General features: G+C 41.3%; 11 protein-coding genes. 4 read left to right on the forward strand and 7 right to left on the reverse strand.

Translation table 11 applies throughout. The features are described from left to right. The first annotated feature begins 56 nt into the window (after positions 1–56). Entirely contained in the window at positions 57–614 is a 558-nt protein-coding gene (locus tag V7K36_RS27140; RefSeq protein ID WP_335120777.1) for a methylmalonic aciduria and homocystinuria type D protein, read from the forward strand. On the opposite strand, the gene V7K36_RS27145 is transcribed toward V7K36_RS27140, so the two are convergent. The 5 genes from V7K36_RS27145 to V7K36_RS27165 all read right to left on the reverse strand — a co-directional run bounded on the left by V7K36_RS27145 (position 615) and on the right by V7K36_RS27165 (position 10,939). After that, positions 615–6,623, reverse strand: a complete 6,009-nt coding sequence (locus tag V7K36_RS27145; RefSeq protein ID WP_335120778.1) for an nSTAND1 domain-containing NTPase — start codon at positions 6,621–6,623, stop codon at positions 615–617. A 4-nt stretch (positions 6,624–6,627) separates the two neighbouring features. Then, positions 6,628–8,007 carry a P-loop NTPase fold protein gene (locus V7K36_RS27150; protein WP_442948519.1) on the reverse strand — a complete coding sequence of 460 codons (1,380 nt, stop codon included), beginning with the start codon at positions 8,005–8,007 and terminating at the stop codon, positions 6,628–6,630. Between the two features lie 369 nt (positions 8,008–8,376). Further along, the gene (locus tag V7K36_RS27155; RefSeq protein ID WP_335120780.1) at positions 8,377–9,396 is read right to left on the reverse strand and encodes a potassium channel family protein; all 1,020 of its coding nucleotides are present in this window, start codon (positions 9,394–9,396) and stop codon (positions 8,377–8,379) included. A 142-nt stretch (positions 9,397–9,538) separates the two neighbouring features. Beyond that, entirely contained in the window at positions 9,539–9,730 is a 192-nt protein-coding gene (locus V7K36_RS27160) for a hypothetical protein (protein ID WP_335120781.1), read from the reverse strand. A 42-nt stretch (positions 9,731–9,772) separates the two neighbouring features. Next, a complete protein-coding gene (locus tag V7K36_RS27165) occupies positions 9,773–10,939 on the reverse strand; it encodes a zinc-dependent alcohol dehydrogenase (protein WP_335120782.1) in 1,167 nt (388 codons plus the stop codon). An 844-nt stretch (positions 10,940–11,783) separates the two neighbouring features. Between V7K36_RS27165 and V7K36_RS27170 the strand changes: the two genes are divergently transcribed. Together V7K36_RS27170 and V7K36_RS27175 are read left to right on the forward strand one after the other, a co-directional pair. After that, entirely contained in the window at positions 11,784–13,571 is a 1,788-nt protein-coding gene (locus tag V7K36_RS27170; protein WP_442948520.1) for an ABC transporter substrate-binding protein, read from the forward strand. Between the two features lie 433 nt (positions 13,572–14,004). Beyond that, on the forward strand, positions 14,005–15,291 hold the full coding sequence (locus tag V7K36_RS27175; protein ID WP_335120784.1) for an aspartate aminotransferase family protein: 1,287 nt from the start codon (positions 14,005–14,007) through the stop codon (positions 15,289–15,291). A gap of 132 nt (positions 15,292–15,423) precedes the next feature. On the opposite strand, the gene V7K36_RS27180 is transcribed toward V7K36_RS27175, so the two are convergent. Both V7K36_RS27180 and V7K36_RS27185 read right to left on the reverse strand, forming a co-directional pair. Next, entirely contained in the window at positions 15,424–16,029 is a 606-nt protein-coding gene (locus V7K36_RS27180) for a DUF4129 domain-containing protein (protein WP_335120785.1), read from the reverse strand. Positions 16,030–16,188: 159 nt separating this feature from the next. Continuing rightward, positions 16,189–16,677, reverse strand: coding sequence for a DUF2243 domain-containing protein (locus tag V7K36_RS27185; protein WP_334830373.1), 489 nt, complete (start codon positions 16,675–16,677; stop codon positions 16,189–16,191). Between the two features lie 211 nt (positions 16,678–16,888). Between V7K36_RS27185 and V7K36_RS27190 the strand changes: the two genes are divergently transcribed. Beyond that, the gene (locus V7K36_RS27190) at positions 16,889–18,088 is read left to right on the forward strand and encodes a Coenzyme F420 hydrogenase/dehydrogenase, beta subunit C-terminal domain (RefSeq protein WP_335120786.1); all 1,200 of its coding nucleotides are present in this window, start codon (positions 16,889–16,891) and stop codon (positions 18,086–18,088) included. Positions 18,089–18,195 lie beyond the last annotated feature (107 nt).

The following is an 18,195-nucleotide window of genomic DNA, read 5'->3' on the forward strand; positions in this document are numbered from 1 at the left end:
GCTATCATCTATACCGGAGATTAAATTAAAAAACTTGCATAAACCGAATCAATTTAGTGAACTATCCCAAGGTTTACACTTCGGAGCAAGCCTGTCCCATTAACTTAATTGCCGAAACGGGACAAGCGGTTCAAATTTCAATTCATGCTCCCAGTCAATATATCTGTGCCAACTGCGAACGGATATTACCAGATTGGAAACGGCAGCCATTTTTACGAGTAGTGATTGTCTTACAGCAATCGCGTTATCAACTAGTTGAAAAGACGGCAGAAGTAGAGACAGAGAAAGAACGCTTACGAGAAAAGTTTATGAGATTTGGCTGCGATTTGGCATTTAATCTGCGCGATCGCGGCTATTTAACTGACCTGATCGACCCTCGTACAGGCTATCCTTTAATGTCCCATCCCGGAGCAATTCCCCACGATGACACAGCAGTTGTCAAAGCTTTGCTCAACTATCCAGTGATTAAAAATCAATGCCGTGTGCTAGTGCATCCCGACTGGGGTGCAGCAGTTTATCCTAGCATTTTGATATCAGAAGCTCCCCCAATTGTGATCGAATGGGTTACTAAAGGCATAGCAGCTATGCATGGGTGGAAAGAAATTGATCAATAGTCAAGGGTCAAGTGTTGAAATATTGCTTGATTTATTAGTGAGAATATCATCGCATAGATGGCGATCGCTCTCGTTTGTATTTTCGTTACTGTTCAGATAATCCCGCGCCAAATTACAACCTCGTTGTAGGAGTTCATCTAAATCAAAATCCCATAATGCAACTGTGTCATTACCAGCAGCAGCGATACTTTTACCATCAGGACTAAAACTCACATCTCCTCTCCCAAAACGTTGGTAAGTACTGAGTAATTCACCGTCTTCAACATTCCAAAGCTTGATTGTGTTCTCTGTCCCTGAGACAATCATCTTACCATTATGACTGAAACTAATACTACTTACCTTATCGGTTTCTGAAAGTGTCTTATAGATATTAATAAAAGTGCCATCCCACTTCCAAAGCTTAACCTTTTTATCATCACTAGCTGAGGCAATCATCTTACCATCTGGGCTAAAAATTACACGGTTCACTTTACTGTCATGCTGTATAGGTGTTGTTGTGATTGGTGTACCATCACTCCGCCAAAGTTTGATAGTTGTGTCACTAGCTGAGGCAATAATATTACCATCTGGGCTAAAACTAACGCTATTGACTTCATCCTTCTCTTGTATAGTTTTACTCTGAGTTCTATCGCGTCTCCAGATTTTAACAGTTTTATCTTTACTGGCTGAAGCGATCGTCTTACCATCAGGGCTAATACTCACACTGTCGATTACATCCTGATGTTTAGGAAAAGTTTCTAGAAACTCTACTTCTCTACCCGGCTTGTTTGGAATTTGCCAGAGTTTTACAGTATCACGAACCCCAACAATAGCTATTATGTCGCTGTTAGAAAGAAAGTTTATATCACTGATGCGATTGATATCAGACTCTTTTTTAAAATTTGGTAAATATTTAATTTGTTTACCATCAATCTGCCAGAGTTTTACTTCCTTTTCATTAGTATGGATTCCTAAGGTCTTACCATCAGAAGAGAAGCTGAAATTTTCGGCTATAATTTCGTTGTTATCGGGAATAGTAATTAATTTGCCGTCCCCCCAAAATCGTATTCCATTCCTATCGCTATAAGTAACCAAGATTTGGGAATTTATACTATAAATACTGTCTGAGGTATCAATAGTTTGAATTATAGTACTATCAATCCTTCGAATTTGTATATGGGTTTGATATTCAATTCCTATTATCTGAAGATCAGAACTGAAAACTATGTTACTTATGTTCTCATTCACCTTGTCATAAATGCTATCTTGGGTATCAAAAGTTGCAATTTTAGTGCCATCAATCTTCCATATTTGTATGTATGTGCTATATTGGATACCTATTGTCTGACTATCAGAGCTGAAAACTATTTTTTTTATACTCTCCTGGTTTTTTTCTGAAAGTATTTTCCAGGGTATACCATTAATCTTCCATAGTTGCACCATGTTTTCTTTATTATCTAGATTGCGAATGGCTAGTGTTTCTCCATCAGGACTGAAATCGATTTTTATCAAACTACTGCCCTTTCCTGGGATAGTATGAATTGATTCGTTATCTCGTTGCACGAATTTCAAAGTGTTATCCCCGTCTAAAATGATGAGGCTTTTGCCATTAGGACTTAAACCCATACTCTTAATAGAATCAGTGTGGTCTTTCAGGGTTTTTATCTCTTTACCATTTTGTTTCCAAAGTTTGATAGTTTTATCTTTACTAGCCGTAGCAATAGTTTGTCCATCGCGGCTGAAACTGATTTTGTAAACCGTATCCTTATGTCCTGTAAGAGTTGAGATTAGCTTCCCATCACTTCCAAATAATCTCACACTATAGTTATCGTTACTAATGAGAGCAATAGTTTTCCCATCGGGGCTAAAACTTCCGTCGATAACCTTTCCCTCAAGAGTGTTTACAACAATACCATCATGCCGCCGGAGTTGAACCATACTGTCTTCACTTGCAGATGCAAGTATCTGACTATCTTTGCTAAAACTAACTGCCGAATTACTACCTGGGAGAGTGGTGAGTAGGATTTTACTATCACGTTGCCAAAGTTGCACCCTGTTCTTCTCACTAGTGGAGGCAATTATTTGACTGTTGGGGCTAAAATTAATGGTTTTAACTAGACTATCATCAGAGGTTTGGAATTTCCTACCTTCAACATTCCACAATTTTACTGTGTAGTCATTACTCCCTGAAGCAAGCATTTTCCCATTTGGACTCAAACTTAAGCTAGTGACCCCTTGTGTATGTCCATTGAGTGATGCAACTCCTATAAGCTGATTTTTTGGCAAATATCCTAGCGAAGAGAGTGAAATGCTACTATCAGAAGTTAAAAAGGAAGCTAAAATTTGAGTTTCAGGGCTAAATTTAATATTATTAAATAATAATATATTATCTCTCAAATTAATATTGCTATACCACAGCTTTAAGCTACCTAATCGAAAAGGATTAATGCTTTTAGCATCATTGCTTAACTTAACACCAATAACATCGTTATCGAACTGAATTTTTTTACTACTTTTAGCATCAATATCCCATACTTCTACACTATTTTCTAACCCATTAATATTATTTATAGAAATAATTTTCTTTTGATCACGACTAAAAATGAAACTTATTATTTCATCTTCAGTATCTTTAAATTCTTTAATTAATTTATCATTATTATTCCAGAGTTTTAGAGTTCCGGCTTCATTAAGCCAAGCAATCATATTTCCGTCAGGGCTAAAACTGATACTAGTAATAGGTTCATGATCATTCTTAGGATTTGCGCTGGCTTTAGCTTGAATATTTTGGGCTTGTTGAATTGAATTTACATGGTCAGAAAGATTTTGTTTTTTATCCTTACTGGCACTAACCTCTTTTTTATTATTCTGAAAAGTATTGATATTCGTGGGAATTTCTGTACCGTCAATTTTCCAGAGCTTCACAATTCCATTCCTAGTGCCAGCAACAATCATTTTACTATCTGGGCTGAAGCTAAGACTAGTAATGCTATTGGGGTGTTTAATAGGCTTTCCAAATTTTCTGCCATCAGAATGCCACACTATTATTGTTTTGTCATCACTACCTGAGGCAATAAACTTGCCATCAGGACTAAAACTAACAGTGTTAACAGCACCGCTATGTCCTTCTAATGTATTGCTCTCTCTAATTCCATAACTTGCTGATTGTAAAGCTGCAACTACCTGATTCCTAGTATTATCTTTAATTCCAAATTTCCAAAAGTTCCACCACTGTAATTGCTTCCCTGCCTTAATGCCTTGTATCAGTGCCTTCATATCTTGATAAGCAGCTAAACGCCCGTCTGAAACTGCACTCATGGCCTTTAGCTCAGAATTATTGCCATTAATCAATGCCAAGAAGGAAACGATCGCAAACCCACTAGCTACGGCCGCTAATCCCGCCAGTCCAATTCCAGCTCTCAGTGCATCTCGTAGTTGCTTTTGCAGAACCCTATTAAGTTCTTCTTGAGTGCGCTGTTGCTGTTCTTCTGCTTCTTTGATTTTTGCCAACAATTCTGCGCTGCGTTGTTGGCGGATGAAAGGCACTAAATAATCATGCACCAATTGATAGCGGTTAGCTGGAGTTTCTAGTACCCGAAACACCAACCCTGAACCCACTAAAATCTCTAGCACTAAGTCTAAATTTTGCGCCTCTGTTGCTAAATCTTTTTCTAATTCAGCGCGAGTCTTGAGAGGGCGGGTGTTATTTTCATTTGTCAGTAAATACAATACTAACTGGGCAGCGCGTTCATTTTCAAAGCCACAATCTTTAACGACTTCTTCTAAAAATCGCTCTACCAATTTTTCTTTTAACCAGTATTTTCTATACTGTTCTAATGTTGTAATTTTTTCTGTTTGCAGTTGTGCCCCTATCACTTGCAATTCAATAGGACGTACTTCTCGCAACTCTCTTGCTAAATCTTCTACCAGCACATCTATCAAATCAGGTGCTAGGTAAAATTGAGAGTTTTCAGTGAAGCTTTGAATGACAGATTTAGCGACTGATGGTGAAAAATTACCCAAGTAGTACAGGATATTTTTATCTAGAATGTCATCATCAATGATTGGTAATTCTGTGGTGCGACTCCACTCTAATAAGTAATATAGATAATCCTGTCTGAGTAATAAGATAACTTTTACATAGGAAATATTTAGACAATCGCGCAAAAAATCATAAAATGGTCGTCTGCTAGCTTGGTCTTTGTAAGTAAAGAAAAACTCTTCAAACTGGTCAAAAATTAGGACTGTCAACAGATTACGATTTTCGTTTTGCTGTAACTGTTCGATAATCGCTGCTGATGTTTCAACTGGTGCAGACAACCGGAGATATCTCACTTCCTCCAGTTTTTCTGCCACAAGCCTGCCACATTCCTTCTCCCAAGCAGTATAAACTTGTACTAAAATTGGTAGAGTTTCCCGTCCATCAAATGGGGTAAGTTGCAGGACTGGCAATAACCCAGCCTGCACAATCGAACTTTTACCCACTCCCGATTGTCCGTAAATTATGGTGAGTTTACAATCTGTTCTCCCAATGCGATGCAGTAGGCTTTTAATATCCTGCTGTCGCCCAAAAGCTGCTACAACTTCCCCAGCTATCTCTTTTGATTGTTGATTGGGTGAGTTGTCTGGGCTAATTACCTGTCGTCGTGGCTGCAAACGCCCCGCACCGATAAAAGCTCGAAACCCATATTGGCTCTCTATTTCACGCTGCTTTTGCTTCAAATGAAATGCTTGTTTGTATTGTTTTTGCTCAAAGTAAAGGCTATGCAAATCTTCCAAAATCTGAATATAAAGCAGCGGATTATATTGAGGCTGACTTTCATTACTAGCTGTTTCTAAAGTATTAACAGCTTCATGAATTTGCCCCAACTTTCGCAGACTTTTCGCTAAAAAAAAGTGATATTGTCCCTGTTCTTGTGGTAGAAAGTTAGGGATTTTCTCTAATATTTCTAGAGCTTTGTGAGCCAGTTCATAGGCATCATTCCAGCGTGACTGTTCTAGGGCAACTTCCGCTAAAAAGCCATAATCTTGAGCAACTTGGTTGGGTATCTCATAGTTTTGATGCAGTTTCAGTGCTTTGTGAGCCAGTTTATGTAGTTCTTCCCAAGCTTTTAAACGGCGCAAAACTTCCCCAAGTTGACTAATATGTTTAGCAACTAATTCGGGATGTTGAGCCTGTTCAAAAATCTCTAGGCTTTGCTGAAGATAATTTCTCGTTTCTTTCCAAGAAGTTTGATTTTGATTTTCTGTGCGCTGCTGTTCGGCTTGCCTGTAATATGCTAAGGCGATATTCAGTAGTAATATTCCTTGGCGATCTAAATGGTTATTTTGTTGCCAATAAGTCAAGCTTTGCTGATAATGTGCGATCGCTAAATCTAGCCGATTATTTCTATAGTCCAGCAAGCCCAACATAAATGCCAAACTAGCTTGGAGTTCTGGATCTGATTCTTGTTGATCGCTAGCTAAATCCTGTTGTACAGCTTCTAGGTCGTAACCATCTAAAGTAAAGTCAGTATTACCAGTAAAGGCCTGCTCTGCCTTTTGGCGTAAGGAATTCACCATATCATCGGGTGCAATGGTAAATTGAATCGGTGGACTAGCCCAGCTATTGAAATCTGGTGCCAACCGCCCCAATTTATGCAGTATTCTATCTGTGACCCACAATATTATCGGGAAAGCAAAATCGCTCTTGAATTTATCTCGCGCCTTATTAGCAGCAACAAGTAGATCATCGAGTGCTTGAACTGACTCTAAACCCAAAACCATCAAAGCGGCTGGCGGCTGATTTTCTACTTGGTGCAGGATGCTGCTATAAAGTTTTGTGGTAGATGACGGTAGGACTAATTCGGCAAATTCAACAGTGCATTCTCGGCGTAACCGTTGGAGTATCTGCTCTCGAAAGCTAGTGTAATTACACCGCACCAAAATTAAGGAAAATCGTCTTTGAGTTAGTTTGAGTGTGCGTGCCAATGTTCGCAGCGATCGCTCATTATCTGGCAAGATATTTTCTAGTCGGTCTGATTTAGCCATGATCTCATTTCCTTAGCTGCTGCCATAACTTAAATTTTGCCGTTTCTGTCAAAAGTGGATTGAGAGCAAACCAGCGCCCTTGACTATCCTGATATTCAAAAACGAACAGGCTACGCAACAGGGTTTGGTATTCTTTGTCTCCCTTGACTCTTTGCTCTTGTACTACCTGAAACAGCAAATCCCATTCTTGATCATCAACGGAAAGTGTGAGGCGATCGCGGGCGTCCCGAATTACAGTTTCTAGAATACTCCGAGAAATTGGCGGATCTACTTCCTGGAGACAACGAAACAGCATTCCTAGCAAATTTCGTACATGACCACCACTAACGCTACATAACCGATATAAAGTATCAGGAGAATCAAAAACTTTTGTAATTAATCCTAGTCGTTCCTCTGGCTGAATATCCGGAAAGGCTCTGGCCAGAACCATCTGCTGCAATAGCTGCATTCCTTCAAAATACTCAGATCCATCTCTGAATTGCACTGGAATCATCGGCAAAACTTTTGGTTCAACTCCACCACCCAAGCGGTTTTTCAGCACTTCGCACTCATTAGAAAAAATCAACGATAGCGGTAAAGTATAAACCAAATGGCAATTTAGTTTGCGTAACTGTTCCCCCCGCTCAATAAAAAGATATTCTGGTAGCGATCGCCCTGATGAAGTGGGTCGATTGTCTATTCGATCCAAATTATCAATAATCACCACCAGTCCTTTTTGACCACGTTGCTTTAGTTGCTCAGTAGCAACTTTGATAATCTCTTCGTTAATAAACTGCAAAATTCTATTCGTTTGCGGTTCCAAATACTGCCTTAATTTAGAACGTAATTTGGGACTATCTTTCGTTTTCGCCGTGATTTTGCCAATACCTGCGGGGAGAGAAAATTCTAGTTGACCCTCAGTGCTGCCCTTGATTTTAGCTCCTAGCAACTCAGTTTCAGCCGACACTACTACTGGTGTTTGCAAAAACTCCCATACGCCATCGAGGAAAGATTTAAAACCTTGGGGTTGCAAAGTAACGTTAACCTGCTCTAAACTTTCACCTACCCGACGGGCGATCGCCAGCATAATATCTGTAATATCTACATCTGTTTCATCTAAGTCTTCGGTAGACTCAAAGTAAACTACATGAAATCCCTCACTTTGCAACTCCGTTTTCAATCGCGATAACTCAGTAGATTTACCACAACCAATATGTCCAGTAAATAACTGGCAAGTGGGTTTATTAGGGGATAATCGGGTGATAGTTCGCTTCAGGGCATCAATAATCTTGCCACCCCGCACGGCAGCAAAGTCAATATAGTAGAGTTCATCCGCTGAATTTGCTAGCACTAATGTTCTACTGGGATCGCAGGCATCAAAGAACCTCTGTAAATCTAAGTTCATGATAATTTTTGCGTTTTATTTATGATTATCTGAATACAGATCGAATCCCAATACGGTTCGGTTAAGGCAAGAGACGCGATAAATCGCCGTTTCTAGGAAGGATTGCTTATTGACAGCAATTTATCGCGTCTTTGTGATCTAGAATTTTCATCAAAAAACCTTAACTGAACCGTATTGGGTGGAATCCAACCTCACCACAGAACAATTTGTTAACAGTGAACTCGAAAAAATTAGGCTGGCTCTCCGTAATTATACCAGGTTTATTCTGATGTAGAATTTAATTAATGGTTGTGAATTTTAACGAAATTCAGCGTTACTCAAAGTGAAATAAAAAAAAATAAATTCTTTTGATCAATGCCTAAGTACTTATCAGTTATTATTCTTAGGTTTACGCAATTTCTGAGAACCAATTGGGCCGAGAATTTGGTTAAGGTCACGCAACTGTTCGGCTGTACCCATCCCAATTAGCCGATCTCCTGACATTAAAACTGTATCACCAGTAGGACCACCGATTAAAGTCCCATCAAGGCGGCGAATTGCCAGAACTAATGCCCCAGTTTGCGATCGCAATCTCGCCTTTTGCAAACTTTGACCCACAAAAGGACAAAAAGCCGGGTCGAGTAAAAATTCTTCCATATACAATTGGCGGTCTGCACCTGTCAAAATCCCGTCTACAAAGTCCAACACTTGGGGTCTGAGTGCCGCCGCAGCCATCCGCTTCCCACCAGTAATATAGGGTGATATCACCTCATCTGCACCACCACGTTGTAACTTCTGCAAAGCTTCTTCTGTACTTGCCCGGGCGATCGCTCGAATTCCCGAATTCAGTGTTTTTGCTGATAATACTATATATAAATTTTCGGCATCTGAAGGAAGTGCTGCAACGATACAAGTTGCTCTTTCAATACCAACTTTCAGGAGTGTATCATCTAGGGTAGCGTCACCTTGGTATGCCGTGTAACCTTCCATCTGCGCCCTTTGCACAGATTCCATCTCCGAATCAATCACCACAAAAAGTACATCTTCTGCCTGAAATTCCTTGGCAATTTGACGACCAGTCCGACTAAATCCACAGATGATGTAATGTTCTGATAGGGATTCCATTAACCGCCTCTGCTGCTGTAGCCGAATTCCTTCATGAAAGTAGCCTTGAATGATCGCTTCTGTAAATCTGTTGACAATGTAACCGATATTCACCACACCCAATAAAATCAGGGCAATTGTAAACAATCGTCCTCGGCTACCCAGTGGGTGCGTCTCTCCATATCCTACAGTCGCTAAAGTGATGACTGTCATGTAAGCTGCGTCTTCCCATGACCAGCCCTCTATTATTCGATACCACAAAGTGCCAATGATGAAAACACCGCCAAGAGCGATCGCCCCAGCCATTAACTCCTTTTGGATACGTTGATATTTTTGCTCAAGTGTTGAGAATGAGGTAACAATAGTATTTTTAGCCTACTTTTTCTAGTTTTCTACTAACTTTATACCATTCGTCCTTTTTAGCTAATTCCAAAAGAAGCCTCTCGCTTTATCTGTACTTATAGAGCGATGAGATGAATTTTGGGGCAATGACGAAAGCATCCCGACCAATGTTGACCGTCTTTAGAACATCTTCACGTTCAAATCCTTGCTGGTACAATTTCCACACTAAACTCAGTTTCTGCTGCTTGCGTTGTAACCTATCGCTGTGTGTTTGCACTGCTACTAAGTGTGCGATCACAATCAGGTTTTGTCAGATTTCTAGACTCTTTGAAAACATCGTCTATTCCTTAAGAGTCAAAATGCCTTTGATGTAATTGCGATCGCGATATTCGCCGTTAAACACAGCACTCAGAGATTCTAGTGATGGATAACGATGAGTAATCCAAGATGCTACTTCAATTTGCTTAGTTGTTATTAACTCCAAAGCTTTACGATAAGTCGTTGGACGTAAATCAGCATCAAATCCTCCTGATGCTCCTGTTGAGCATACCAGTGTTGCTTCCAGAAATTGCAAGTTGTTTAAAATACTCAAATCCACACCTGCATGACCATAACCGTAAAGCAGCACAGTAGCTTGTTTGCGAATTAGTCCCGATAATGATGCCATTACTGTCCCTGCACCGCACGCATCAATTGCATACTCTATTAATCGTCCCTTGGTTTTTTCTTGCACAATTTCTACTAAATCATTTCCGATCGCATCAGTAACTTCTGCTCCAAACTTTACTGCTAATTTTTGCTTAATTGGATTTGGTTCACTTACTAATAATAGACCTTCGTATTTCTGGACATTTCGTAAGTACTGAATGAACAACAATCCTGCTGGCCCTGCACCAAAAATTAGTACTGATTGTGCTTGTCGCCAATTATCCAAGCTACTTAAACCATATCGTGTTCGCGTCTTTGCAACTCGTGCTTCGGCGTGTATGATACATCCTAATGGCTCAGTTAATACTGCCTGTACATCATCTAAACCAGATTTAATGCAAATTGCATTCACAGCCGGAATCGATATATACTCGGCAAACCCTCCAGCTAGTCCTGTAATCCCATGTTCACGATAATATTGGCACTGATGAGAGTCCTCACTTGTACAATATTCACACAAGGACTGCTGTTGACTCCAACAATTCAAACCTTGATCTATCACCACACGATCTCCAATCCTTAAATCCCGAACTTCCTTGCCTACCTCTACTACTACTCCCACAATTTCATGCCCTAAGACTTGAGGTTGCTGTGTCAGCGCAATCGGATGACCTTGTTTATTTGTATTGTAATTAGCTATCCCAGAGAAAATGTGAAAATCTGTTCCACAAATTCCCACCGCAGAAACTCTAATCAAGACTGAATGGTTTCCAGTCTTTGGGTAAGGAATTTGGCATAGTCTGAGTTCATTAATATTACTTAAAACCAGCGCTTGCATTGTGGCAATATTTTGGCTCATTTATTTTTTGTTGATAAATTAATATTACTAATCATTCTGATTATGGCTCAATTTGGCACAGTTGAAGCACAAACCCAAAGTAGAGCAAACAGGCTATTAAGCTGATTCGTTAACTTCCGTCCACCCAAACCTCGTGGAAAGTCTTCAGGCTGGACTCTAGGAAAAACCTGTGTACGCAAAAACCGCTATCCAATAGTTAAAAAAACAGCAACACCACCACGTAAAAAACCACCTGTTGCGGTTTAATATCAAAGATTGTTCATACTTTCAGCAAGTCTATTATTAACTCAGCAGCGCTGGATTACTTTGCATTGATTAGTCTAGTTATCGGTGCGAAACTCAGAAAGCTTATTCTATAAAACCCAAAAACCTTGGCTGAGGTTGCTGGAAATAGCTTAAATCCATATCCTCATTTTTTGAAAATTTAGTTTCGCACTCCTGACTAGTCTAAACTCTAGTCAATACTCCTAAGACTTAAAAATATTCATCTTTAACTTTACATGAAGCTTTAATGCCCAGAAGCATGTTTGGGAGAGAGTGTTGGTATTGCTTCTTCCATTAATTTATAGCTTTACTGATAATACAAGCCCAAGGTAATTATCAAAAAAAACTGTATTAAGGAATACGGTTTTTTTGGTAAAAATCAGCTATTGCAGGTCACTACACCAGAGCGCTCACTGTAGGCGATACCTTCTCTACGAGAGGCTACGCCAGCGGTGAGCTTTCCTGCGGAACGCTGCGCGAACGCTAACGCAGAATTTTTCGGTCTACTGACATTTTTCTAGTACTGAGCAATCACCATACTGTACTGTGTAGATAGTAGCTGCAAGGTAGATAACTAGAGATGATTGCTGCTGTTGTTCGACCTCTGAATTTGGTAATTGGTTTGCTGCTATCTTGTTGTTTCTTGCTTACAAGCTGTCACCCGACACAGATGAAAAGCAAAGCATCTCAGGTAGCTCAATTAGTTCTAGTTTCGCTAAATGACCCGACTACTTTTAACTTTGCCATTAATGATTCTCCATACAGTGTTTTTTCTTTAATTTATAAGGGATTGCTCGATGAGAATATTATAACTACCAAGTTAGAGCCGGCACTGGCAGAATCTTGGTCAATATCTGCTGATCAAAAGCGAATTATTTTTACCTTAAAAACAGGGTTGAAATGGTCAGATGGTGAACCTCTCACGGCAGATGATGTCGTCTTTACCTATCGGGACATTTATCTGAATAAAAAAATTCCCACTTTATATAGAGATTTTTTGCGTATTGGCAACACAGAAACTTTCCCGTCAGTGCAGAAACTAGATGAGCGGCGAGTTGAGTTTACTTTTGTGGAACCTTTTGCCCCTTTTTTGAGATACGCTGAAAAACTAGCAATTTTGCCATCTCATGCCTTGCGTGCTTCTGTACTATCCAATGATGCCAATGGTAATCCTCAGTTTCTCTCAATGTGGGGAACCAATACTGATCCGCAAAAAATTATCTCCAATGGGCCTTACCAAATAGAAAGCTATACTCCTGCTGAACGGGTAATTTTACGACGCAACCCCTATTATTGGCGCAAAGATGTTCAAAGACATCCTCAGCCTTATATTCAACGCATTGTCTGGCAAATTATTTCTTCTACAGAAAATCAGTTACAAAGATTTCGCTCAGGGGAACTGGATACTTTGAATGTGACTCCAGCAGTATTTGGGTTACTCAAGAAAGAGGAAAAGCGAGGAAAATTCATTATTTACAATGGTGGTCCTACTGAGGGTTTTAGCCTTATGGGTTTCAATCTCAACCAAGCTCGTAATTCCAAAGGTAAGCCTTTTATAAACCCGATCAAATCTCGCTGGTTTAATAACTTAGTTTTTAGGCAAGCAGTTGCCTATGCCATTGACCGCAACCGAATTAAAACTAATATCTATCGCGGTTTAGGTGAAATACAACATTCGCCAATTGCTATTCAAAGTCCCTATTACTTGTCCCCAGCAGCAGGGTTAAAAGTTTATGATTATAATCCCCAGAGAGCTAGGCAGATGTTGTTAGAGGCTGGTTTTAGCTACAACTCTCAAAAAGAACTGTTAGACCAAGATGGAAATCGGGTGCAATTCAATCTCTTAGTGAAATCGGAAGATCAATCAAGAATCGATGCCGCAGTTCAAATCCAACAAGACTTCAGTCAAATTGGTATCAAAGCAGATATGCAGGTAGTCAGTTTTAACATAGTATTGCAAAAGCTTCTCTCTCGTCGAGATTGGGATTGTTATGTCGGTGCGTTTGGTGTTCCCGGTGCAGATGTTGAACCTAATCTTCTAGCTTTATTTTGGACTAGTCAAGGCTCATTTCATCAGTTCAACCAAGGTGCTCTACCAGGAAAACCCCCATTGCAAGGATGGGTAGTTTCTGAATGGGAGAGAGAAATTGACAGTCTTTTTGGCGCCGGATTCAAAGAACTAGACCAGAGCAAGCGTAAGGCGATTTATGACAGATTTCAGCAAATCGTTGCTGAACAGTTGCCGATATTCTGCCTTGTGAATCCAATCTCGTTTCAGGCGGTGCGTGAACGTGTCAATCCCATCAAGTTTTCTGCCTTGGGGGAAACTTTTTGGAATATTGATGAACTGAAAATCACAGAAAAATAATTCTAACCAGAGATTTAAGGCATCATAACTAATTCATAATTCGTATAGATCACCGTCAATAACTTCCAACTCTTTTAGCTCCCTTGCAGTTTTCCCGCAGACAGCAAGGGAAATTTCGTCATCTGTCCTAGCGCCGTCAAAACCACAGGCTAGCATTTGACGAGTCAGGCTTGAACATCAGTGAGAAAACTCCTGGACTCTTCCCAAGACTTGCAATGCCTAGATTGGGCTGCGCCTACGTAAATTGCCTGTCACTCATACTCTTGCTCAAGTGTTGAGTACAAACTTTTTTTCACCACCGCCGTGCGTTCGAGGTGATATAAGCGTTAGCTTAAGAAGAAGTACGAGTTGTGCTAAATAAAAAGTAATTTTTAGGGATTTCTAGGAAACTAGTAAATAACTATATAATGAAAAACTTTCAGGAGGAGCGGTAGTGAGCCTACAAACTCTCGTTGACCAAGCCACCATCCCCCCAGATTCAGGGTCAGCATCCAGTCCCTTTGATGCAGATAGCTTTAATGAAGCTGTCATGTCTACCTACGCCCGGTTTCCCTTAGCCCTAGAACGGGGTGCTGGATGCCGGGTTTGGGATACACAGGGGCGAGAATATCTGGACTTTGTGGCCGGAATTGCCACTTGCACTTTAGGACATGCCCATCCAGCTATGGTAGAAGCGGTGACACGCCAAATCCAGAAACTCCACCATGTCTCTAATTTGTACTATATTCCTGAGCAAGGTGAATTGGCAAAATGGATCGTTGATCATTCCTGTGCCGATCGCGTATTTTTCTGCAACTCTGGAGCTGAAGCTAACGAAGCCGCTATTAAACTGGCGCGGAAATATGCTCACACAGTATTAGACATTGAAAAACCGATTATTTTAACCGCCCATGCCAGTTTCCACGGACGGACTTTAGCGACCGTTACCGCCACGGCACAACCGAAGTATCAAAAGTATTTTGATCCCTTGGTTCCTGGGTTCCACTACGTAAATTACAACGATATTAATGCTGTGGAAGTGGCGATTAGCGAGTTGGATGAAGGCGATTATCGGGTAGCGGCGATTCTGATTGAGCCATTGCAAGGAGAAGGCGGTGTGCGTCCAGGAGATGTTGCCTATTTCAAAAAGCTCCGGCAGATTTGCGACGAAACTGGCGTTTTATTGATTTTCGATGAAGTGCAAGTTGGCATGGGGCGCAGTGGCAAGTTATGGGGTTACGAACATCTCGGCGTTGAACCGGATATTTTCACCAGTGCCAAAGGCTTAGGTGGCGGTATTCCCATCGGTGCAATGATGAGTAAGAAATTCTGTGATGTTTTTCAACCAGGGGAACACGCCAGCACCTTTGGCGGGAATCCTTTTGTGTGTGGTGTGGCACTCAGTGTCTGCCAGACATTAGAGCGGGAAAATATTTTGCAGAATGTGGAAGACAGGGGTGAACAATTGCGAACTGGATTGAGAGCGATCGCAGCGAAATATCCTCAGCACATTGGCGAAGTTCGCGGTTGGGGTTTAATCAACGGTTTGGAGTTGCGAGCCGACATTGGGCTAACCGCAGCCGATATCGTGAATACTGCTATCAACGAGGGCGTATTGCTTGTACCAGCCGGGCCAAAAGTAGTTCGGTTTGTGCCACCACTAATTGTCACAGAGGCGGAAGTAAACACTGCCTTGCAAGCTGTGGAAAAGGCGATCGCAACTCTCACAAAGTCAACTTAAGTATAAAAGGGCGGTTAGAAACCGCGTCTACACAGGCTTAACCCGCGCAGGCGGGTTAAAAAACCTTAATTTTCTCTTAGTCCAGGTAGCTGTAGCTCTTGTTTGTGTAGCTGCGAATTCTATTCGCCTTTTTCATTCTGGGGAAATTTCCCGATAAGCTTGCCGACACTGTTCATAATTGTCTGGCAAAATTTCGCCATTACCAAAACATAATTGCTCGTGAGTGGTAATTAAAGTTTCATAAGGCTGGATGGGAGTCACAGACGATCGCAGTAATTGCAGATATTCTCCATCTGTACGGCTGAGTTTGTGGGGTGCGATCGCTTTTTGATGCAACTGCTGCAACATTGCTAAATAGACACAACGGCAAGCTTCACGGTAGTTACCCTGACGGTAATATTCTTGCGATCGCTCTAACAAAAGGGCTATGGATGACTCACTAGAGCGAGTTTTTACGCGAAAATCAGTGAGATTGCCAGTTCTATTTAGCCAAGAATATACATAAGGACTGAATTCTCGCCATAATCGCCAACCCACCCAAGCTATAAATAAGCCTATTACCAGCCAAAACAGGAATTTCAGCAACTCACCAAGCCTTGGGCTAATCGACCATCTAGTAGGCAATTCGGGCAAAGCCTGTTCAAAGCGGTAAAACTGGTATTCCCACCATTCTCCCGCTTGTTGTTGAAATTGAGACAACTGCCAACTCCAACTAGTTTTTTCAAAAGTATCTGTCATAGGGGGGAGTGGGGAGTGGGGAGTGGGGAGTAGGGGAAGTAGGGGAAGTAGGGGAGGCACAGGGGGCAAGGGGCAAGGGGGAGAATAAAAATTATCTCTTTCTCCTCTGCTTCCTGCTCCCTGCCCCTCTGCCTCTTCCCAATGCCCCATGCCCCATGACTACTGACTATTGACTACTGACTCTTTTTTTATCACTATCGAGCCGATAACAATAAGTAGCGCACCGAATGCAAGAAATCCTAAATCCCAAATTAACTGATTTGGGCCTGGTTTCACATGATGGATACCGAGAATTTGGTGGTCAATTAAACCTTCAACAAAGTCAAACAACCCAGTTCCAATCAGTATTGACCCAATAAAGGTTTGTAATGACCAAGGAACATCATCACGCCCTCCTGCACGCCATAGCAACACAATTCCTACCACGGTGAATACCCAATCCAAGGCATGAAATAACCCATCCCATACCATGTTCAAATCTATATTCGCCGTGTTTGTCAGAGGTCGAATGCTACTGACCATATGATGCCACTGGAGGAGCTGATGCAGTAATATTCCATCAAGAAATCCTCCAAGACCCACACCAAGACAAATTCCAGCAGTAATTAGCGGTGCGCGTCGGTTGAAGGTTTCACTTTTTGCCTCCATTGTCAACCTCATAGATAGGCTTTCTTACCAAAATACAACTCTTTTGGGAGAAATATCTTCTATCTTGAGGCAAGTACGATCATTCAAATCAAATATTATTTTCACGGTAACTGAAACTTTGGGCATTTGAAAACCCTTGATCATCGTGAAGTTCATAGCCGATGAAGGTATTGTAATAAAAGCGATTCCTGAAATAAAACAAAAAATTTATATGACTTCAGTTGATTCTAGCAAGCACAAAAAAGCTAAAGCCCTTAAACCTACCAGCCGCCGCCCTGCTAAAGAACTCTGTAGCGAGTGCGGACTATGCGATACATACTATATTCACTATGTCAAGGAAGCCTGCGCTTTTATTAATCAGCAAATAGGCGAACTTGAAGCAGAAACGCACACGCGATCGCGCCATCTCGACAACTCTGATGAACTCTACTTTGGTGTTCACCAAGACATGATAGCGGCGCGGAAACAGCAGGCGATCGCAGGCGCACAATGGACGGGTATTGTTAGCAGCATTGCCATTGAAATGCTCAATCGCGGCTTAGTTGAAGGTGTCGTCTGCGTGCAAAATACCAAAGAAGACCGCTTTCAACCCATGCCCATCATCGCCCGGACTCCAGAAGAAATACTAGCAGCACGGGTAAATAAACCAACACTTTCCCCGAATCTTTCTGTATTGGAACAGGTGGAAAAATCGGGGATGAAGCGACTGTTGGTAATTGGTGTTGGTTGCCAAATCCAGGCATTACGAGCCGTAGAAAAGCAACTTGGTTTAGAAAAGCTGTATGTTTTGGGTACGCCCTGCGTAGATAATGTTAACCGCGCCGGACTGCAAAAATTCTTAGAAACCACCAGCCGATCGCCTGATACAGTTGTGCATTATGAGTTCATGCAAGACTTCCGCGTTCACTTCAAACATGAGGATGGCTCATCAGAAACTGTGCCTTTCTTTGGCTTAAAGACTAACCAACTTAAAGATGTCTTTGCCCCATCCTGTATGAGTTGTTTTGATTACGTTAACTCCCTAGCAGATTTAGTTGTTGGCTACATGGGCGCACCCTTTGGCTGGCAGTGGATTGTAGTTAGAAATGACACAGGTAAAGAAATGCTGGATTTAGTGAAAGACCAGTTAGATACTCAACCAGTGATGTCTAAAGGCAACCGGAAAGAAGCTGTACAGCAAAGTATTCCTGCTTACGATAAAGGCGTTACTCTCCCCATGTGGGCAGCAAAACTGATGGGTGTGGTAATTGAAAAAATCGGCCCCAAGGGTTTAGAATATGCGCGGTTTTCCATTGATTCTCACTTTACTCGGAATTATTTGTATGTGAAGCGGAATCATCCAGAGAAATTAGAAGCGCACGTTCCAGAGTTTGCCAAGCGTATTGTTGGGCAATATAAATTACCAGAATAGAAAAGAATCTGAGGCATTGGGCATTGGGCATTGGGCATTGGGCATTGGGCATTGGGCATTGGGCATTGGGCATTGGGCATTGGGCATTGGGCATTGGGCATTGGGCA

The sequence above is a fragment of the Nostoc sp. genome, assembly GCF_036919555.1.
Taxonomy (GTDB): Bacteria; Cyanobacteriota; Cyanobacteriia; order Cyanobacteriales; family Nostocaceae; genus Nostoc.